The sequence below is a fragment of the Phormidium sp. CCY1219 genome, assembly GCF_035615515.1.
In the GTDB taxonomy this organism is placed as follows: Bacteria; Cyanobacteriota; Cyanobacteriia; order Cyanobacteriales; family Laspinemataceae; genus CCY1219.
In genome coordinates this window covers 1-20,868 of record NZ_JAJENT010000276.1, presented here as the reverse complement: position 1 = coordinate 20,868, position 20,868 = coordinate 1, and the positions used below count along the sequence as shown (strand labels likewise).

The following is a 20,868-nucleotide window of genomic DNA, read 5'->3' as shown; positions in this document are numbered from 1 at the left end:
TGTTTAGGGAAAAGATTAGTCAGAAAATAGCATTTTTCTGCAATTTCCATACCTTTTTGCCAAATTCTCAAGTCTTTTAAATCATTAATAACTGTTAGGGGTGAGAGTTTGGAGGGGCGATCGCATCTCGGGCAAGGTTGTCGGATTTCTCGGATAAGTGTCGGAACTGACAGTTATCAGGCGAGGCGATTTACTTTCTAATCAATCCTGTGGGCGGTGAAGGTGCTGGGTTAGACCGGAGTTAATACAGAATTCCCCTTCTTTTTATAACGCTCTAAACTCTAAAACCTAGTGGAAGGGGGAGGGGGAGGTAAATGTCTTTTGGGACACTTTGATATTTGATGTGACAACAAATTTTTTCTTTTTATTCTGACGTTACATTGGGGACATCTCGTATATTGTGTTGTCTTAGTTCTCTTTGAACCATGACTTTTTTTACTGGTATTGGTTATTCTTAAATTGCCACGTCCCCAAAAAGTTTTAACATTAAGGAATACATTTTTGTTGGCTTGTGTAGCAAACCAGACCAAAAAAGTCAAAGAAATAACAATCAAAAAAAATACTTCCATGCTTACGAAAACTCCTTTAGTTTTTTATCCAGGTATATCATTTACAACAAGCTCTGATTCCAAACATACAACAGCATAAGATAGTACACATCAAGTTACCTGGGTCTTTCTAGTTCGTGACGATAAGCTTTTCTAATCCAAAGATCCAGATTCTTACTTAATAGAGTGTCTATGCAATAAAAGTTGATGGCATTCGGCTGCCGAATAACGCCCAGGTCTTTGAGAATTTCGTCTTGCATCAAATGCGGTAAGTGAAGCCATGCCCGAAGGGCTTTTCGTAGCAGTAGCTTATCGAGCAGCTTCGTGGTAAACCGGATCCACGATTGGGGGCGATCGCATCCCGGGACGATTCCCCTCCCGCTCTTATCAGGGGTTCTGGGTTCGGGTCGTAATCGGTGTCGAGGAGGTCGAGGCAATAGCCTACGGGATGGTTTCGCTTATCGGTTTAGGAATTCTCAAATCCCAATTCAGATCCCAATTCAAATCCAAATTGCATCATTGATTGTAAATAATTGATTACATCTTGCTTGCATTCCTCTATTTTTTCTGAAGATATGTTACTAATTGAAAACAATTCAGTAACAAACTGACCCGAAGTAAAATACTTTTTAAATTCCACTGGATTTGAATAGGAATCATAAATTTTCTGTTTTATTTTATTGATTTTTTCTTCTATTTCTAAATTCATTTTTTTCTCCTGTTCTTTTTTTTCGTGTTTTTTATAAAGATAAAAGCCCCCCCCAGCAAGACTAATCACCACAGCTACTGTAACAATCGTCATACCCGTTGAAGTCTTAGCCCACATACGCGCTTTACTACTTGAAGTCTTAGCAAAATCAATTAGTTTTTGGCCATTAGCTTTAGCTAATGAAGAACCACTGCTTGCTGCCATTAATATGTTTGACCAAGCATTTTTAGAAATTTCGGTAAAAATTTCAAAAAATTTCTCGATGACTCCTGACAATTTCTTTACACATGAAGCCATTTCATTGGCTAAATTATTAACACCCGATCCTAATAATCCATTTTCTTTTAAGTCTTTTCCAAGTTGTTTTAAGGATTCTCCTAATTGTTGAATAACTTGTCGTGTCTTTTCATCAACTTCAATTTTATCTATTAATTTTGTTTCTGAAAGCTTTCTTAAAGTATCGTCTAATCTTCTATCGATTTCGGCTTTGTGATGGTGTTTCATCTTTAGCTTCCTCTATTAATGTAAATCTACAAGGTTAGAGCATTAATTTGCTTTTTATTGTAGCCGTCCTAAATCAGTTAAAGCAGTGGATCTGATTTTTGATACCCCAGTGAGCATGGTTGTAATTCTTCACTTCCTTGGGCTGTTTCGATTTCTTGCCTCTGGACATCGGTTCAGATTCCTTAACTTACTGGTATCGCACTCCAATCTTGCAGCTAATCCCTAAAATACACCTCCAACAAATCAGCCCCTCTGTCTCCCATCTGCCGCAGTTGCAACTCGATCGGCTTAATCGCCATCGGCGACGGAGTGACGCGCCCCTTCTCCCAGCGGTTAACCGTCTGGAACGACACGCCCAACCGAACGGCGAGCTTTTCCTGGGAGAGTCCCAGCCGTTCGCGCAGTGCCCGGATGAGTTCGGATGCTTGCAAGGTGGATTGTGTCATTTTTTTACTATAACCAGAACAGGTGATATAAAATCTTTAATATTTTGTTAAATTTCTGCACGTCCCAGTTGTGAAGCGTTTCAGGGCAGTAGGTCTCCAGGCAAACCAGGCGATGGCTTTAGCTGAGATTGCTCAAAGATTGCAGCGGCATCGTGGGAATTGGGGCGGTGGGGTTTGACGGTGAGCGATCGCGTTTGAAGTGCTGCCGCGTTCGCCGAATCGGTGTCAGACTTAGCCGTTATTTGGGAGAGGCGATCGCCTCTATCGTTCCTTTGAAGTTTCTCCCAAATCACCTGTGATGAGGGCGGTAGTCAGGGGGAATGGCTAAGCTAAAGCTTGCGGAGGCGCGATTTTAATCCCCCACCTTTTTGAGGGCGTTCCCCCCAGGGGGGAACGAGTTAAAAGGATTAGTCCTTGTCATGCGGACTTAACCTGTCTAGGCGCGATTTTAATCGCCGCTTTTCTATTTACCTTTAGCGGCGGCTTTAGCTTTTTTGGCGGCTTTTTTAGCAGCTTTAGCGGCGGCGATTTTAGCTTGACGTTCCTGCTCTTTTTCTTCGGCAATTTTATCTAAATAATAGTGATAGTCGCCGAGATAGGAGCGAAATTCGCCGTCACGAATTTCGACAATTTTGTTAGCTACTTTGGAGATAAAATAGCGGTCGTGGGAGACGATAATCACGGTTCCATCGTAATTTTGCAATGCTTCTTCGAGCATTTCTTTGGCGGGAATATCCAGATGGTTAGTGGGTTCGTCTAATAAGAGTAAATTGGCGGGACGAAGCAGCATTTTAGCCAAAGCGACGCGAGCTTTTTCTCCACCACTGAGGGCGGCGATTTGTTTAAAGACAGTTTCGCCACTAAAGAGGAAGCGACCTAATAAGGTGCGAACTTCTTCGTTTTTCCAGTCGGGTACTTCGTCGTGGATAGTATCCATGACGGTTTTGGTAAGTTCTAATGCTTCAGCTTGGTTTTGCTCGAAATAGCCGGGGATGACGTTATGTTTGCCCAGTTCGATGATACCTTCGCTGGGTTTTTCCATGCCCATCATCATTCGCAGGAGGGTAGATTTTCCGCAACCATTCGGTCCGAGGAAGGCGATGCGATCGCCGCGTTCTACGAGCAATTCTGCGCCTAAGAACAGAATTTTGTCATCGTAAATCTGGACTAAATCTTTAATATTGACTACTTCGCGCCCGCTACGCGGGGAGGGAGGAAATTGGAAGCGCAGGCTTTTTAAATTTGCTGTTGGGGCTTCGATGCGGTCGATTTTGTCCAGTTGTTTTTCGCGGCTTTTTGCTTGGGTACTGCGGGTGGCGCTGGCGCGGAAGCGATCGACAAATGCTTGTTGTTGGGCGATTTCTTTTTGCTGACGTTCGTAGGCGGTGAGTTGAGCTTCTTGGTTGAGGGATTTTTGTTCTAAATAGGCGGAATAGTTGCCTAGGTAGGTGGTGGAGATGCCGCGTTCGGTTTCCACGATTTGGGTGCAAAGGCGATCGAGGAATTCGCGATCGTGGGAGACAATAACCATTGGGGTGGTTAGCCCTTTGAGATAGGTTTCCAACCATTCGATGGTTTCTAAGTCCAGGTGGTTGGTGGGTTCGTCGAGGAGCAATATATCGGGATTTTGCAGAAGAATTTTACCCAAACTCATCCGCATTTGCCACCCGCCGCTAAAGGCGCTGACGAGGCGATCGCCATCTTCGGGGGTAAAGCCCATTTCGGGTAATATTTTTTCGATTTGGGCGTCTAAAGTATAACCGTCTAAGGCTTCAAATTTACGCTGTAGCTTATCTAATTTATGAATGAGTTTATCGAGTTGCTCTGGGGAGGCGGTTTCCATTTGCTGTTGTACCTCGTGCAATTGGTGTTGCACGTGGTTTGCTTCTTGAAATACGGTCCAAAATTCTTCGCGGACCGTGCGTGCCGGATCCACCTCGAATTCTTGGGTGAGGTAGGCAATGTGCAGGTTGGCGGGACGAATGACTTCGCCGGCGGTAGGTTCGATTTCGCCGGCAATAATTTTCAGTTGGGTGGATTTGCCCGCCCCATTGACGCCGACTAAGCCGATGCGATCGCCAGGTTTAACTTCCCAGGTGACATCTTTGAGAACTTCCCCAGTCGGGTAAATTTTACTGATATGTTCGAGTCGTAGCATTCAATTACTCCCAGGTAAGTGGAACAACAAGGGCATCTTCGGCGACGGAATCAGAGGAACAGACGCAGGTTAGGGCATCTGCACGGTGGTTTATCCGTCTGGCGTTGGCGGTTGTCGCGTTAATCTTAACAAAAATTAACCACTGATGGGGCGCTTTCGTGTAAATTGTCTGTGACTCTGGGAACTGGTGACGGAACTCGCCCCGAGAACGGAGGTTGTAATTTTCTCTCAAGTGGACTATCTGCATATAATGAACCGGAATGCTCGCAGATGCTTAAATCGAATCGTGGGTGGGGTGGTAGCGATCGCCGTGGCGATTTTTCCTGTTTTCTCTGTAGCCGTTTCTCAATCGGCGACTCCCCTAACTGAAACGCGGGGGGTGTGGCTGACCAATGTTAGCAGCGATGTGTTGTTTGTTCCCGGCGCAGTGACGCGGGCATTGGACGAACTATCGCAACATCATTTTACCACAGTTTATCCGGTGGTTTGGAATCGCGGACAAACCTTTTATCCCAGTTCCGTTTCCCAACGCGAAACTGGGCGATCGCAAGATGTATTGCTCGCATTGATGCAGGATGGCGAAGATATTTTGCACCGCATTATCCAAGAAGGACATCAGCAAAATTTGAACGTTTTGGCATGGTTTGAATATGGGTTTATGGCACCGAAGAATTCCGAACTGGTTAAGCGTCATCCGGACTGGATAACGCAGCACCGCGATCGCAGCGAAAATTTGCAAGAAGACGAACTCAAATCCGAACTTCTCGATAATCCCTTCACCATCCAACAGGTTTGGCTCAACCCCCTGCACCCAGAGGTGCAAAATTTCCTTCTCAGTTTAATCGTTGAAGTAATTCTCAATTATAACGTCGATGGCATTCAATTTGACGATAATTTTGGATTGCCCGTGGAGTTAGGATATGACCCTTTTACCATAGAACTGTACCGCCAAGAACACTGGGGATATCCGCCCCCCAACAATCCTTACAATTCCGAGTGGATACGCTGGCGGGCAGCAAAAATCACGGACTTCATGCAGCGCATTTTTCAAGTCGTCAAATTTGTTAAACCCGATTGTCCTATTTCGCTGGCGGCGCATTCCCAAAGTTTTGCCTATCGCCATTACCTGCAAGATTGGCTAACCTGGGTAGAATCGGGATGGATTGATGAATTAATTTTGCAAGTCTATCACGATCGCCTATATCGCTTCCACCAAGAATTACTCATCTCCACTGTCTGGTATGCCCGCAATTTCACCCGGGTTGAGGTCGGCATTTTAAGCGGTACAATGAAACGCCCTATTTCTATCTCTGAGGTTAAAAAACGGGTCAAAATTGCTCGCGAACTCGGCTTTGATGGCTTTGCATTCTTTTATTGGGAAAGCTTGTGGGGGTCTGTCATCCCTGACTCGCCCAAAAAGCGCCGCCAGGTTTTTCACTCTCTCTTTGCACCGGATAATTCGCGTTAGGATTTCAGGGAGTGTTCGCGGGAATAGCTTCCCCGGACAACTATAGGTAGAGGAGATTGTTTCGGTTGAATTTAAGGAAGTTTTTTGGGTTAACCAGCGAAGCTGTAAACGAGGAATAAGGTAAATAACAATAACACTAAAAGACTTCATAAGTAGGATAATGAAACTTGGCAAAAATAAACCACTAAATTGGGGAATCGTTGGCAGCGTTGTGGTGGCGATCGCCTTATTTTTATTTCCGCTTATGCCAAGATCCAACCCGACACCATCCGTGGGAAATTATTCGGAAATTCGCGGCGTTTGGATAGCCAATGTGGGCAGTAGCGTTTTATTTGCTCCTTGGGGAATAAATCGGGCCATTCACCAACTCTCCCAACAGAATTTTAATCGCATTTACCCAGTAGTCTGGAATCGGGGACATACGTTTTACCGCAGTCAAGTTGCGAATCAAGCAATAGGGCGATACCAAGACAATTGGTTGCAGTTTGCCCGGTTTGGGCGAGATATTTTACCGGAAATAATTAATCTGAGTCATCGCCGAGGATTGACGGTGATGCCTTGGTTTGAATATGGATTTATGGTTCCGGCTAATTCTCAATTTGCCAAGCAGCATCCCGGATGGCTAACTGAAGCTAATGTGAATCCCAACACTGACGGGGAAGAGGAGAATTTCTCCCAAGTTGCCCAACCGCTACCGGGAATAGCATCCCACAATCTTTGGTTGAATCCGTTGCATCCGCAAGTGCAGCAGTTTATCCTCGATTTAATTAAAGAAGTGGTGCAAAACTATGACGTAGATGGGATTCAACTGGATGACCATTTTGCCATGCCAGTGGAGTTAGGGTACGATTTATTGACGGTGAAGCTTTATCGAGAGGAACATCAGGGGAATCCGCCACCGAAAGATTACTTGAATGCGGAATGGATGAGATGGCGGGCGAATAAACTCAGCGAATTTATGGCAAGGGTTTATCGAGAAGTAAAACGCATTAAACCCGAGTGCGTGGTGTCTTTATCGCCCAATCCCCAAGGATTTGCCTATCGCCACTATCTTCAAGATTGGCAAAGGTGGGTAGATGAAGGGTGGGTAGATGAGTTGATTTTGCAGGTTTATCGGGATAAATTGAGCGATTTTACCGCAGAGTTAGACCGGCGATCGCTACAGATGGCGCGGCGGAGAATTCCGGTGGGCATTGGAATTTTAAGCGGAACTTTAACCAATCCGGTGACGATGGAAGAAATCCAACAGCAGGTGCAGGTAGTGCGCGATCGCGGATTTGATGGCTTCTCGTTTTTCTACTGGGAAACCTTATGGAGTTACCTGACCCCAGAATCGCCCCAAGTCCGTCGCCAAGCTTTTGGCAAATTGTTGGCTTCTCCGGGAAGTTAAGGTGAAGGATAATATTGCTCGCGTTGGGGGGTAGAAATCGCGTTGGCATACCCAGTCTTTGCCCCCGAGTCACTCATTCGGTACAGCAAGCCAGCTTCAAGTCTGTCTGATTAAAACCACAGGGACTCTAGGAGAAATTTCCGCCAAACCCTTGCATTACAGGGTGAAAATAGACTATAGTCTTACCTGGTGCATTGCCACCGTAACCCCGTACTTTCTGGATTGCAGGGCGCTAATTTTTCGGTGAACTATTGGCCAATCCAACCGATGAAAAATGATTGTGGTTTTTGGGTGCAGTGGGTATTCGGCACCGGGGTGGGTTTTTTACTCAGTTTGCTGTTTGTGGAAGTGGGGGTGAGACCCTATATCGGTGCCCTGGACGGAGCAATGGGTGGCGCGGCGATCGCCTTGGTGCAATGGCTAGTTTTACGCCAACAATTTTATCGGATGGGATGGTGGATACTGGCCACCCTGCTGAGTTGGGCATTCATTGGCGGGAGTGGTCTGGGGGCGTTAGGCTGGATTGCGCCGCGCACGGAATTGCTGGGCATCCGGATTTTTTACGGTTGTTTGGATGGCGCAATGGTGGGGGCGTTTTTGGGGTTGGGACAATGGCTGGTGTGGCGGCGCTACTTCTCCCAGGCGGCATGGTGGATTCTGGCCTCTGCGATGAGCTGGGCGGTCGGATTGCCCTGTGGCTGGGTGGTGGGGGGCGTTCTGCGCGATCGCACCGAGCTGTTTTTGGCTGAGGTGGTGGGATTGGCGGTGGCATGGCTGGCGATCGCTGCCCTGTCTGGTTTGGCTCTAATTCTCTTGCGCCGTCACCCTTTGGTATAAGACAAACCCGCCTCATTCCTTTTTTGACTCGCTGTAGGGTGGGCATTGCCGAGGGGTTTGCACATGACTATCTGCCTGTGGGGAGCCAACCCACCCGACTCACTCACTCCTTACATCGAAAAAGCGCGATCGCTATTGGTCATTGCTTCGGTTGCCTATAATTATGAATCTGCAATTTAACAGTTGCCAACTTTTCGACGATTTTCGGCTTTTAGATTAATTTTAATTATGCAATTTACGCTTTTGTTTTAAAATTAAAAATTTTTGGCCGAGTGTTAGGGCAAAAAAGGGTGAAAAATCGCACGCAATTCTGGGGGTTTGAGGGCTATACTAGAAAAAAATAATGGGCTTATTATGACTAAACGAAAAAATAGGCGGTAGAGGGAGGCTGTAACCCTAATAAGTTCGTGCGATCGCCAGACAGAAGCGGGAGGAAACGGCGATCGGGCTGCTCTCTCGACGCACAATTTTTTGGATGGCTAATCGCCAATTGGCAATTAGAGTTTGACAAAAAGACAAAACTGTGCATAGAAGGGGAGGAGGGAGAGGAAGAGCGATCGCCCCAGAGGGAAGATGGTAGAATCATCGCATTCCCAAAACCGGGGTAAGCGTCAACCCCAGACAGGCCAAAATTGCAACTGCTGTGAGAGGGAAATAAGTGTTTTTCAGCGTCATTATTCCCACATACAATCGCCGATTGATTTTAGAGAAATGTATCGAGGCATTAGAAAGGCAGAGAATTCCGAAAGACAGGGGAATAGTCGGCTATGAAATCATCGTTGTGGATGATGGTTCCAGGGATGGAACGGTAGAGTGGTTAAGAGAGAATGAAGGGAGATGGAAGCATTTACGCTGGTTTGAGCAAAGGCACCAAGGGCCTGCGGCGGCGAGGAACCTCGGGGTAGAAAAAGCCAGAGGAGAGATAATCGTGTTTATCGACAGCGATTTAGTAGTGACGGAGAATTTTCTCGTAGCGCATGGGGAGGGATTGCGGAAAGGGGAGGTAAAGAGGGGAAGCGATCGGCTATTTACCTATGGGAGAGTCATCAACACCAATAACTTCGAGCATCCCACAGAAGAGGCGTACAAAATCACGGATTTTTCGGCGGCATATTTTGCCACGGGGAATGTGGCGATCGCGCGCAAGTGGTTAGAGAAAGCTGGGGGATTCGACCCAGAGTTTTGCGAATATGGCTGGGAGGATTTAGAGTTAGGGGTGAGGTTAAAGAAGCTGAACTTAAAACTGGTGAAATGTCCCGAAGCGGTAGGATATCACTGGCATCCGGCATTTTCCTTAGAAGATTTGCCCCGGGCGATCGAGCGAGAAAAGCAGCGGGGGAGGATGGGAGTAGTGTTTTATCAAAAGCATCCGAATTGGGAAGTCAGGATGATGATTCAGATGACCCTATTGCACCGAATATTGTGGGGGATACTGTCCGTGGGGGGAAGATTGAACGAACGGACAATGGCGGGGATATTGCAATGGTTAATCGAGAGAGAGAAAGGGCAATGGGCGCAGGAGTTATCGAGACTATTTTTAAATTGGTATAACGTGAAAGCGGTTTACGAAGCCTATGGGGAAATGCAGGGGAAAAGGCAAGGGTAGGGAGGGGAATTTTTAGGGGGAAAGTCGAGAATTTTGCAAGAAGGAAAAGAGAGAATAACTGAGGGGATAACGCTTGGAGGGAGAAAGCGGTAGAGAGTCTGGGAGAGAGGGGCGGAGCACAGACCCAGCCAGTAGGGGAGAGAAGGGAGGGCAACCGAGGGCAGAAAACAGCCGCCAAATGGAGGTTTGGCGGTTGGGGGAGAAAAATCCGAAGCGGGGGAAGAAAAAAGGGGAGAGTTGTGTTACCCTAGTAAAGTTGTCTAATCTCGCACATCCGAGAGTTCGGGTGTTTCTAGCAGCGAAGCCGTTGCCAGAGATCCCCTCGGATGGAGGATTAACCCGAATTAGGAGAAAAAAATGCCAGTTGTTTCATTGGCCGACTTATTGGAATCCGGCGTTCACTTTGGGCACCAGACCCGGCGTTGGAATCCGAAAATGGATCGGTATATATTCACCGATCGCAACGGCGTTCACATCATCGACCTAGTGCAGACCGCGCAGTTGATGGAAGAAGCCTACGACTACATGAGAACCACCGCAGAGAAAGGGGAAAAAGTGTTGTTTGTGGGCACAAAACGGCAAGCTGCCGGCATTGTGGCGCAAGAAGCAGCGCGGTGCGGGGCATTTTACATCAACCAACGGTGGTTGGGGGGAATGCTGACCAACTGGACCACCATCAAGACCCGAGTCGAGCGCCTGAAAGAACTAGAGCGCATGGAAGAGAGCGGGGCGCTGGCAATGCGTCCGAAGAAAGAGGGAGCGATGTTGCGCCGCGAACTCGAGAAGCTACAGAAATATTTAGGCGGCATCAAAAACATGCGGAAAGTGCCCGACATCGTGGTGATTGTGGATCAACGGCGGGAGTACAACGCGGTACAGGAGTGCTTGAAACTAGACTTGCCGATCGTTTCGTTGTTGGATACGAACTGCGATCCCGACGTAGCGGACATTCCGATTCCGGCGAACGACGATGCGATCCGGTCGATCAAGCTAATTGTGGGTAAATTAGCCGATGCGATTTACGAAGGTCGTCACGGACAGCCCGCCGCCGAGAGCGAGGATGACGGAGGCTACGACGATTACGAAGGGGAGTACGAGTACGACGAAGAGGCGATGTACTCCGAAGACGAACAAGAGGATGAGGACACCGAGGAATAATCGGCGATCGCGAATCCAGTAAGCGAACGCATCTCTCGAGCTAGAGTAGAGACCAGACCGAGGTCTCCACTCTAGCCGAAGAGGGAGAAGCGAGCAGGGATGAAAAATTGAAGCTGAGCCGATGTTGTAGTATTTCAAAGAGATGCTTCTGTTGCTTGGCTAAAGCAGATGGCGAACACCCCGGAGTTAGGATTCGGGGAAATTGTAAATCCATAGGGTAACGAAGGCAAAATGGCGGACATATCTGCAAAACTGGTCAAAGAGCTGCGCGAAAAGACAGGCGCAGGCATGATGGACTGCAAAAAAGCACTTCAGGAAAGCGATGGTGACTCCACCAAAGCGATGGAGTGGCTGCGACAAAAGGGAATTACCTCAGCGGAGAAAAAAGCCGGTCGCGTCGCAGCAGAAGGGCTAGTGGATAGCTACATTCACACTGGGGGGCGGATTGGCGTCCTGGTGGAAGTGAACTGCGAAACTGACTTTGTGGCGCGTCGCGAAGAGTTTCAGACCTTAGTTCGCAATGTGGCTATGCAAATTGCGGCTTGTCCGAACGTGGAATACGTCAGCGTGGACGAGATTCCCTCGGACATGGTGGAGAAAGAAAAGGCGATCGAGATGGGGCGAGAAGATTTAGCCTCCAAGCCAGAGAACATCAGAGAAAAAATCGTTCAAGGGCGAATTGATAAGCGTTTGAAAGAGATATCTTTGATGGATCAGCCCTACATTCGGAATCAGGATATTACGGTGGCGGAGTTAGTCAAGCAAGCGATCGCCCAGTTAGGGGAAAACATTCAAATTCGGCGCTTCATCCGCTTCGTGCTCGGGGAAGGGATTGAGAAAGAAGAATCGAATTTGGCGGATGAAGTCGCCGCGCAAATTGAGGGTAAGTAATCAGACCCCGCGCGTATTTTTCCGGAGACTTACCCCCAGTTGGGAATGAGTAACGGTAAGCGAAGATCTGCCCCAGGATAACCATTACCCAGGCTCAATTTTTCCACGGGGGCGAAAATGGCAGAACTGTCAGAAAGACAGGTCAAAAAAAAACGATGACCTGTCTTTTCTTTCCCAGGGAAAATGGCAGAACTGTCAGAAAGACAGGTCAAAAAAACTTGATGACCTGTCTTTTCTTTATCGCAGTTCTTCTCCGGGGGAGTGGTGGAGGGGGTTGGGGATTCAAATACCTCAAGGGTTGGGAAAAAATCGGGGTCATACTGGATGAAAATGAAAAATGCTATAGTATGAAAAACCCGAATTATGTAGAAAGAATAGTCGATCTCCAAAGCAGAGAAAAAAAGCTATGGCGAGATCCATCGATCGCATAGAACGAGACATTGCAAAACTCCAGAAGGCGTCAAAGGATCTGGCGGAACGGTTCGATGGGGCGTATCGAGATTATCTCGCCGTCCTCGGACAAGCCATGCGCCAGCAGCTCATTTTGGCGACTTACCATATTTGTACCCAAGGCTATCCAGAAAATTTTCTCGGGTTGAGCTTCTCGAGAAAACAGCAACTACAAGAGAAGCTGCGCCAGATAGGCAATCGATCGCAAGAAGAACTTGGAAACTTGCTCGAACAGGTCGGTGCCGAAGAAGAAACCGCTAAGGCGGAAAATTTCCCATCCGAGTCAGAAGAGATAGAGATGGGCGAACAGATAGAAAGCGAGTCAGAAGAAATAGAGATGGGCGAACAGATAGAAAGCGAGGAAGAGGAATCCGAGGCGATCGCCGTTACCGACAGCAAAGCGATCGAAGACCCAGAGCGTTTAGACCAGTGGCTTGTTAAGGTAGAATCTGCTATTGTGCGTGTATTGCAACAAGTCTCCCGCCAAACGAATCGCTTGCTTCACCAAGAAGGTATCCTTTCCCAGGACTTGCCAGAAATGTTTTTAGAAGCAGCCGCCAAAGTTCCCAACTCCGACGCAGCAATGGCCGGACCGCCTAATGTAATCGACATGACCATTCAAACCGAAACGCCAGAAGATTTGCAAGGAATTAAAGGCTTAGCGGCATTAGCGAAAGGGCCGATTCATATTATGGCAATTCACATGCGGTTATCCGATATTGAATTTGCCGATCCGAAACTCAGTACCCTGCGCGGGGAACTTCGGAAACTTTCGAGCGGATTAAATTCACTCAAACGAGACTATCAGCAAACACAACGAGAACTGGTCGTCGCCCAAGCCGAAGGGGCGTGGCGCGCCAGTTGGGCAGGAAAAATAAATCTGTAGGGGGAAACCGTGGCAACAGAATTACCAGATTGGGTGCGACTGCAAAAAGCCTTGTCCGTCGAGGCACAGCGGGGATATACCGACCTGCAAGGAAACGAATATCGCTTTAGCGAATTTCTCCAGGTGAGCTTAGAAGCGCCGCCCGGGAATTTGCTCTCAGCGGACCTGCGGCGATGGCAATCGATGGCGGCGCAATTTGGCAGTTATGCCCAGCTCACTCAGCAGCAGCGAGAGGAATTAGTCACCGATGCGCGGAAGTTTCTGCTAGATATGGAACGAGTCTGCAGTAGCGATCGCACCTCGAGAAATTCCGAAGGGAGAAAACCCCGACAACACCGACTCGTCGCCGACTCCCAAGCACCCGTCGCGCAACCGATAAAAGCCACATCCGCTAGCGATAACGGCACAGCCGCCAATCTCTCCTTAGACGGAGGATTGACCCAACTGGTCGGACCGCGCAACGCCGCCCGCCTGGGGAAATTGGGATTGTACACCCTATACGACGTGCTTTATTATTTCCCCCGCGACCATATCGACTATGCCCGTCAGGCGAACATCAAGGAACTCGAACCTGGGGAAACCGTAACCGTGGTTGGGAAAGTCAAGCGCTGCGATTGCTTTACCAGTCCGCGCAATAAGAAATTAAGCATTCTCAATGTAGTATTGAAAGATAATACCGGTCAAATCAAGCTTAGTCGATTTTTTGCCGGTCGTCACAGTTCTCGCGGGTGGCAAGAAATGCAAAAGCGAATGTATCCCATCGGGGCGATCGTCGCCGCCTCCGGGTTAGTGAAAAAAAGCAAATACGGCATTTCCCTGGATAACCCGCAACTGGAAGTGCTAGACGATGGAAGCACGATCGCCTCCATGAATGTGGGACGAGTTGTGCCGGTTTATTCTCTCACCGAAGGTGTGAGTGCCGACTTAGTGAGGAAAGCCGTCAAATCCGCCCTACCCGCCACCGAATTGTTGCCCGACCCCCTACCCGCCAAACTGCGCGAAAAATATGGCTTGCTGGAATTACCCACCGCGATCGCGCAAATTCACTTCCCCGAAGACCGCACGATGTGTGAAGAAGCCCGTCGCCGCCTGGTGTTCGATGAATTTTTCTACCTGCAACTCGGACTGTTGCATCGTCGCCAGGGACAGAAGCAAGCTCAAACCAGCGCCGTGTTAGCCGCACAAGGGGAACTTATCGAGAATTTTTATCAACTACTGCCCTTTAAGCTCACAAACGCCCAACAGCGAGTCATTGGGGAAATTATCGCCGATTTGGCAAAACCGGAACCCATGAACAGACTTATACAAGGTGATGTGGGAGCCGGGAAAACCGTGGTCGCCGTGGTCGCCATGTTAGCCGCCATTCAAGCCGGCTATCAAGCCGCACTGATGGCACCTACCGAAGTCCTCGCCGAACAGCATTATAAAAAGTTAGTCAGTTGGTTTAATCTCCTGCACCTTCCCGTAGAGTTGCTCACCGGTTCGACCAAAACCGCCAAACGCAAGCAAATATTACCCCAATTAGAAACCGGAGAATTGCCCGTTTTAGTCGGAACCCACGCCTTAATTCAAGACCCGGTAAACTTCCATAAATTAGGATTAATTGTCATCGACGAACAACATCGCTTCGGCGTGGGACAGCGCGCCAAATTGCAGCAAAAAGGCGAAGCGCCCCACGTGATGACCATGACCGCAACCCCCATTCCTCGCACCCTCGCCCTGACTTTACATGGGGATTTAGATGTCAGTCAAATTGATGAATTGCCCCCGGGCAGACAAGGCATTCAAACCAGCGTTTTATCCGGAAAAGACCGAAAACAAGCCTACGAACTCATCCGCCGCGAAGTGGCCCAAGGACGTCAAGTTTATGTAGTATTACCGTTAATTGAAGAATCGGAAAAATTAGATTTAAAATCCGCAATTGAAGAATATCAAAGATTACAGGATGTGGTGTTTCCCGAATTTACGGTGGGACTGCTACACGGACGAATGAGTTCTGCGGAAAAAGAAGCGGCGATCGGCAGCTTTCGTGATGGAGAAACTCAAATTATCGTGTCTACTACCGTGGTGGAAGTGGGGGTAGACGTACCGAATGCAACGGTTATGTTAATCGAAAATGCCGAACGATTTGGATTGTCTCAGTTGCACCAATTGCGCGGAAGAGTGGGACGGGGGGCGGATAAATCTTATTGTATATTAATGACCCATCCGAAAGCGACTTCCGATGCCCGTCAGCGACTGAATGTGATGGAACAGTCGCAAGATGGGTTTTTGATTGCGGAAATGGATATGCGCCTGCGCGGACCGGGACAGGTTCTCGGAACTCGCCAGTCTGGATTGCCCGATTTTGCCCTCGCGAGTTTGGTGGAAGACCAAGAGATTTTGGTGTTGGCCCGGGATGCAGCAGAAAAGGCGATCGCCAAAGATGCCACGTTAGACCGATGGCCCCTGTTGAAAGTGGAATTAGAGAATCGCTATCAAAGGTTACTCGGCGGCGCGATTATGACCTAATTGCCCGATATCGCCGCCGATGTGCGAAGGATACCGATACCGATACCGATTGGTTTTGCCCCTCCCCCGGATTGGAGAAAGACCGGGTAACGGCGATCGCGGTGGATTTAAAAAGTAGAAAATCGCAATGGATACTGCAAACTCACAGCCAAACAGCAATAGAATTCCAGAGTTTTTAGCAGGGAAGAGTAGCCAGCAATATTTGCTCCTCTCGGGAAATGCTTTGGATATTCTCAAAGACATTCCCTCAGAAAGTATTGACATGACAATCACTAGCCCGCCCTATTGGCAGCAACGGAAATATACCCATCCCCATTCCATCGGAAACGAACCCTCATTATCGGACTATATTGACAACTTGCTGCAAGTTTTCGCCGAAGTCAAGCGCATTCTCAAACCCGAAGGGTCTTGTTGGTTGAACCTTGGCGATACTTATCGCCACAAGAACTTGCAAGGCATACCGTGGAGAATCGCCATTGCTTTACAAGATACCCAAGGATGGATTCTGAGAAATGATGTAATTTGGCATAAAATAAAAGGCAGTCCGGATAATTCTAAAGATAAGCTCAGAACGGTGCATGAATACCTCTTTCATTTAGTCAAACAGCCCAAGTATTACTATGACGTAGATGCCATTAGAAAAACCGCCAAATCATCTCGGGTCAAAAAAAACGGGCAAGTCGTGACAGCGACGGGAGTGAGTGGCGTCAATTATCGAAGACAAATCAACCGAACCTCGGAATTAGATAAACTTGAAAAAGCGAATGCATTACAAGCACTGGATAATGCGTTAGAAAAAGTAAAAGAAGGAAAATGGTTTGATTTTAGAATGGTGATTAGAGGGCAACAAAGAACGACTCACTCCGACGCGGTAGAAGTCTCGGGACGCGCGTTAGAGCTGAAGAAAAAAGGATTTTATATCTTGCCCTATCACGGAAAAGGCAGTAAACCCGCAGATGTTTGGGATATTTTACCTGAAGATCGGTGGCGAAAAGATAAGCATTTCGCACCGTTTCCAGAAGAGTTGTGTTTAATCCCTATGAAAGCAAGTTGTCCGCGTGGGGGAATCGTGCTCGATCCGTTTGTGGGTACCGGAACCGCAATTTTGACCGCCGTCAAGCTGGGAAGAAGGGGATTGGGAATTGACCTGAGTCCAGAATATTTGACCGTGGCAAAAGAACGACTATCTCAGTATCAGCCTAGCTTATTTCAACTCTTACCATGAATTTTCCCAAGCGACCTCTCGAACTGTTTACCTTTTCAACTGAGTCAGACCGCGATCGCGAAGAATGGCAAGCTATTCTTGACTCTCAACAGTGTATCTATTCTGATAAAAAATGCTTTAAAACCCGCAAAAGCGAACCGGAGATTTCTATCGGTACATGTACCGTAGGATATAAAGGCGAACCCATTATTATTTGTCCGAATCGCTTTTTACAAAACGATCGTATTTTTCTCGATTGTCTGCATTTGCTGAAAAATCACGAACCCGGGAATCAACTTCACATTGCTTCAGAAATAGAAGTTATTGGGGGGAATATTGATTATTTTCTAGTTTCCGCCCGTCGCCAAGAGGTGCGGGATTATGTAGGGATAGAAATCCAAGCCCTTGATACCACGGGTACGGTTTGGCCTTCTCGACAACAGTGTATTCGAGATGAAATAGGCATTTCGGTGAAAAAATTTCCCCGAAGTTCAAAAACCTATGGCATGAACTGGAAAATGACAGCTAAAACGATTTTAATTCAGCTTCATCATAAAGCAACCAGTTTGGAACTGTTTGGCAAACATTTGGTACTCGCTATTCAAGCACCATTTTATTCCTACATGTCAAAGGTATTTAATACTTCGGTGATGCAAGACGCTGATGAAAAAGATGCGGTTCATTTTCATACGTATAATCTACCACAAGAGGCAGACGGTGGATTTACATTAGAACTGAGTTCTCGATACAGTACGACAACTGTAGGCATCGAGACAATGCTGGGAATGAGAAAAGATGTGGAAGTTTCAGAAGAACAGCTTGTTGCGAGAATTCAGGCAAAGTTGAGTCCGGAAACTTTGCTGAGAATTTAAACAAAAAAGCCTTCTTTTACATCGCACCCATACAGACTCATAGTATGTCCGGGCATTTAACCGCAATCGAAAGACTCGTTCCCAGACAGGAAGAAGCTTCCATAGCCTTTCCCTGGGCGAATCGGACCCGTAGCGGTTAATTCAGCAAATATTATATCAATGGCATGGGGTCAGTGGCGAGAGGCGATCGCTTCTCCTTACTCATCCGGGGCATTATACTCACAGCGATCGAGGAGGTCCTGAATCTGGAATTGGCGTTTGTTAGGATCCGGTAGTGGGGTTTCATACACGGCAATTCCGTAAAAATAGGGGAGATGACCTTCTGGAGGATTCTCAAAATTGGGCTTCCACCAATCAGGATAGCTGAACCACTGGGTCTTTGGATCGTATGCTGTATCGATTAATCGTCGGTTGTCCTTTCGCCATCCCACGCGATCGTACATTTGTTCCCAATCTTGTCCGCTTTCGCGATAAATATTGTGCCGAACTCGGAATCCCTGGGTACCTCCACTGGAAACGTACCACAGATCGTCGATGAGTTTCAGGTCTGCACAAGAAAAGTTCTCGTATTCTGCCTTATCGAAATAGCCTTGTTGATAAGACTTGTTTCCAGCTATATAAAGCATCAAAAAGTAAGTTTCGCGATCGGCATTTTCCCAGTCTCTTTGGATTAAGAATTGTTTCAGGGCTTGGTAGTTTTCAGCTTTCACATCGGCTTCATTAATTAAATCGTCCAGAACGTTAGAGAGTTGGGATTCCGGTTGCAGTGCGAATTCGAGCAGTGTTTGCTTTCCTTGTTCGAGTTGAGCAGTTATTGCCTTTAACTGGTGATTAGTTTCTTCCAGTTTTTGATTGTTCCGTTCCAGCTTTTGTTGGTTCACTTGAAGCTGATTCGCTAATTCTCTGTTTTGCCAACCAAATCCTACCGCACCTCCTGCAATAATTAGCAGAATAATTACAGCAGCAAAAGTGGCTTGCAATTGCCGTTTCAAAAGACGACTCACTTGCTCCTCCTTTTCCTTTAACTGGTGTTGTAACTCGCGGATACTGTCCGCTTGACTGTGGCGCAGGAACCCCACGAGATAATCGTGAACCAATTGATAGCGATGGGCGGGGGATTCCGGTAACATAAACACCAAACCCGATCGCACGAACACATAGAGAATCAAATTCAACTGTTCCGGCGTTGGCGATAAATTAACCGCCAACCCTTTTAAATCCCGTTCGATATCCGATCGCGTTTTCAAAGGGCGAGTATTATTTTCCCCCGTGAGCAAATACAAAATCAACTCCGCCGCCTTTTTATTTTCCGGACCGCAATCTCTCACCACCTCTTCCAAATAGCGCTGCACCAATTGTTTTTTCGGATTTTCACCCAAATCGCGATATTGCGCCAAGGTAGTAATATTCTCCATTTGTAATTGCGCGCCCACCACTTGCAATTCAATCGGACGCACCGATTTCAAATCCCCAGATAAATCCCTAACTAAAGTATCGACTAACGCAGATTCTAAATGAAATTGAGCGCGTTGAGTTAACTTGTCGATTACATCTTTTGCACCCTTGGGGGAAAAGTTTCCCAGGGGATACAAAACCGCTTTGTTCAAAATATCATTGTCGATGGCGCTCAAACATTGGAAGCGATTAGCAATCAGTAAAAAATGCAGGTAATCTTCCCGCAAGGACAAAACCACCTTAACAAACGGCAGATTCAAACATTCCCCGAGAAAGCAAAACAATTTTAACCGATCCGCCGGATTGCGACATCCGAAGAAAAATTCTTCCAACTGGTCGAAAATTAACACCGTCAGCAAATGCCGAGATTCAGTTTCTCGCAACTGTTCGATTAACCCTTCAATCGAGGTTGGAGAGTCGGACAAATAAATGCCTTTTTTAGCCAGAGATTTGTTCAAGCGCTGACCCAGTTCTGACACCCAATTGCCATAGACGTGCAACGCAACGGGCAACACCTCGCGATCGCCGATAATCCGAGAATTCAGGGCCGGGAGCAATCCCGCCTTCACCAGAGAACTTTTCCCCACCCCAGATTGACCGTGAATTACCGTCAGCTTATGCTGAGTCGAACCAATTCTTTCTATCAAGTAATGCAGGTCTGTTTCGCGTCCAGAGGCGATAATTTCCTCTGCTACAGTAGGGCGAGATAGACGGGGAAACGCACGCAATCGCGCCTCTCGGTGGGGTTCTAAGCGTCCCGCACCCATAAAAGCGCGAAATCCAAATTGTTGCTCGATGGAACGGCGTTCTTGTTTGATTTGAAAAGCCTTGCGATACTCGCTTTTTTCATAATAAAGCGACCGCAATTCTTCTAAAATTTCGATATAGAGTGGCGGGTTATCCTGCGGGTCGATATCGCGGGCTTTTTCCAGACACTCCACCGCTGCTTCCCCTTCCGACAGCGGGCGCAAACTGCGCGCCAACAGCAGCAGAAATAACCCCCGGTCTCGTTGCTGCCCCTCGCCATCGCTTTCCAGAATTTCCAGAGCTTTTGTGGCCAAATTTTTCGCTTCCATCCACTTTTCCCGATGCAAGGCGACTTCGGCCAAAAATCCATAATCTCGCGCCAATGCCCCTGGATTGCCATGAGTTTCGGGCAATTTTACGGCACTATTAGCCAGGGTTTGCAATGCGTCCCAAGCTTGGAGTTGGCGCAAAATTTCCGCCTGAGTGACGATAAATTTGGCCACCAATTCCGGGTGATTTCCCTGCTGTAAAACCGCTATGCATTCTTCTAAAAAGTGCCGCGCTTGCTGCCAATGTTGGGCGGCGCGATCGCGGTCTAATTCCGCTTGACGACCATAGGCCAATGCGATATGATAGAGGTTGATTCCTTGCCGTTGTAAATTGTCAGTGTGTTGCCAAAAAGCAAGGCTTTGCTGATAGAAATCCAACGCCTCGTCGATGCGATCGCCGACATAGGCATCGCGACCGCGAACGAAGTGCAATACTGCCTGTAATTCCGGGGATAACTGTGCGCCAGAGCGTTGCAGTTCTCGCAAAGCGGCATCGAGTTCTAACGGATAGCGATCGCCGAAAATGGCTTGATTAGTGAGAAACTCGCCATTGCTGGCTTGCACAACGGCGCGAAACAGGCGATCGCCATACTGCTGCAGGATTTCGAGCAACAGTTCCGGGGCGATCGCAAACTCGGTCAAACTCCCCCAACTCTCGAAATCCGGTGCCAACCGCGTCAGCTTGGCAGAAATCTCATC

15 protein-coding genes are annotated in these 20,868 nt (G+C 47.6%); 10 read left to right on the top strand and 5 right to left on the bottom strand.

From position 1 onward, the window contains the following. Positions 1-1,014 precede the first annotated feature (1,014 nt). The 3 genes from LKK83_RS03835 to LKK83_RS03825 form a co-directional block, all read right to left on the bottom strand. Positions 1,015-1,761, bottom strand: coding sequence for a hypothetical protein (locus LKK83_RS03835; protein ID WP_324629543.1), 747 nt, complete (start codon positions 1,759-1,761; stop codon positions 1,015-1,017). A 215-nt stretch (positions 1,762-1,976) separates the two neighbouring features. Beyond that, positions 1,977-2,207 carry a helix-turn-helix domain-containing protein gene (locus tag LKK83_RS03830; RefSeq protein ID WP_324629542.1) on the bottom strand — a complete coding sequence of 77 codons (231 nt, stop codon included), beginning with the start codon at positions 2,205-2,207 and terminating at the stop codon, positions 1,977-1,979. Between the two features lie 463 nt (positions 2,208-2,670). Then, complete coding sequence (locus LKK83_RS03825; RefSeq protein ID WP_324629541.1) at positions 2,671-4,365, bottom strand: ABC-F family ATP-binding cassette domain-containing protein; 1,695 nt, start codon at positions 4,363-4,365, stop codon at positions 2,671-2,673. 250 nt (positions 4,366-4,615) lie between these two features. Between LKK83_RS03825 and LKK83_RS03820 the strand changes: the two genes are divergently transcribed. From LKK83_RS03820 to LKK83_RS03810, 3 genes are all read left to right on the top strand, one after another. Then, a complete protein-coding gene (locus LKK83_RS03820) occupies positions 4,616-5,833 on the top strand; it encodes a glycoside hydrolase family 10 protein (protein WP_324629540.1) in 1,218 nt (405 codons plus the stop codon). Between the two features lie 160 nt (positions 5,834-5,993). Then, positions 5,994-7,223, top strand: coding sequence for a glycoside hydrolase family 10 protein (locus LKK83_RS03815; protein ID WP_324629539.1), 1,230 nt, complete (start codon positions 5,994-5,996; stop codon positions 7,221-7,223). A gap of 267 nt (positions 7,224-7,490) precedes the next feature. Then, the gene (locus LKK83_RS03810; protein WP_324629537.1) at positions 7,491-8,060 is read left to right on the top strand and encodes a hypothetical protein; all 570 of its coding nucleotides are present in this window, start codon (positions 7,491-7,493) and stop codon (positions 8,058-8,060) included. A gap of 358 nt (positions 8,061-8,418) precedes the next feature. Here LKK83_RS03810 and LKK83_RS03805 read toward each other — a convergent pair whose 3' ends face one another. Further along, the gene (locus LKK83_RS03805) at positions 8,419-8,646 is read right to left on the bottom strand and encodes a hypothetical protein (RefSeq protein WP_324629536.1); all 228 of its coding nucleotides are present in this window, start codon (positions 8,644-8,646) and stop codon (positions 8,419-8,421) included. A 72-nt stretch (positions 8,647-8,718) separates the two neighbouring features. Between LKK83_RS03805 and LKK83_RS03800 the strand changes: the two genes are divergently transcribed. From LKK83_RS03800 to LKK83_RS03770, 7 genes are all read left to right on the top strand, one after another. Next, positions 8,719-9,666 (top strand): glycosyltransferase family 2 protein, encoded by a 948-nt coding sequence (locus LKK83_RS03800; RefSeq protein ID WP_324629535.1) that lies wholly within the window; start codon positions 8,719-8,721, stop codon positions 9,664-9,666. 357 nt (positions 9,667-10,023) lie between these two features. After that, positions 10,024-10,824, top strand: a complete 801-nt coding sequence (gene rpsB / locus LKK83_RS03795) for a 30S ribosomal protein S2 (RefSeq protein WP_324629534.1) — start codon at positions 10,024-10,026, stop codon at positions 10,822-10,824. Positions 10,825-11,055: 231 nt separating this feature from the next. After that, positions 11,056-11,715 carry a translation elongation factor Ts gene (tsf, locus tag LKK83_RS03790; protein ID WP_324629533.1) on the top strand — a complete coding sequence of 220 codons (660 nt, stop codon included), beginning with the start codon at positions 11,056-11,058 and terminating at the stop codon, positions 11,713-11,715. A gap of 406 nt (positions 11,716-12,121) precedes the next feature. Further along, positions 12,122-13,051, top strand: coding sequence for a hypothetical protein (locus LKK83_RS03785; RefSeq protein ID WP_324629532.1), 930 nt, complete (start codon positions 12,122-12,124; stop codon positions 13,049-13,051). Positions 13,052-13,060: 9 nt separating this feature from the next. Further along, positions 13,061-15,562 carry an ATP-dependent DNA helicase RecG gene (gene recG, locus LKK83_RS03780; RefSeq protein WP_324629531.1) on the top strand — a complete coding sequence of 834 codons (2,502 nt, stop codon included), beginning with the start codon at positions 13,061-13,063 and terminating at the stop codon, positions 15,560-15,562. A 127-nt stretch (positions 15,563-15,689) separates the two neighbouring features. Continuing rightward, entirely contained in the window at positions 15,690-16,787 is a 1,098-nt protein-coding gene (locus LKK83_RS03775; RefSeq protein ID WP_324629530.1) for a DNA-methyltransferase, read from the top strand. Continuing rightward, positions 16,784-17,638, top strand: coding sequence for a NotI family restriction endonuclease (locus LKK83_RS03770; RefSeq protein ID WP_324629528.1), 855 nt, complete (start codon positions 16,784-16,786; stop codon positions 17,636-17,638). Before LKK83_RS03775 ends, LKK83_RS03770 begins: the two co-directional genes overlap by 4 nt. Positions 17,639-17,835: 197 nt before the next feature. On the opposite strand, the gene LKK83_RS03765 is transcribed toward LKK83_RS03770, so the two are convergent. Beyond that, the coding region (locus LKK83_RS03765; protein ID WP_324629527.1) for an nSTAND1 domain-containing NTPase at positions 17,836-20,868 on the bottom strand (3,033 nt) is incomplete at its 5' end.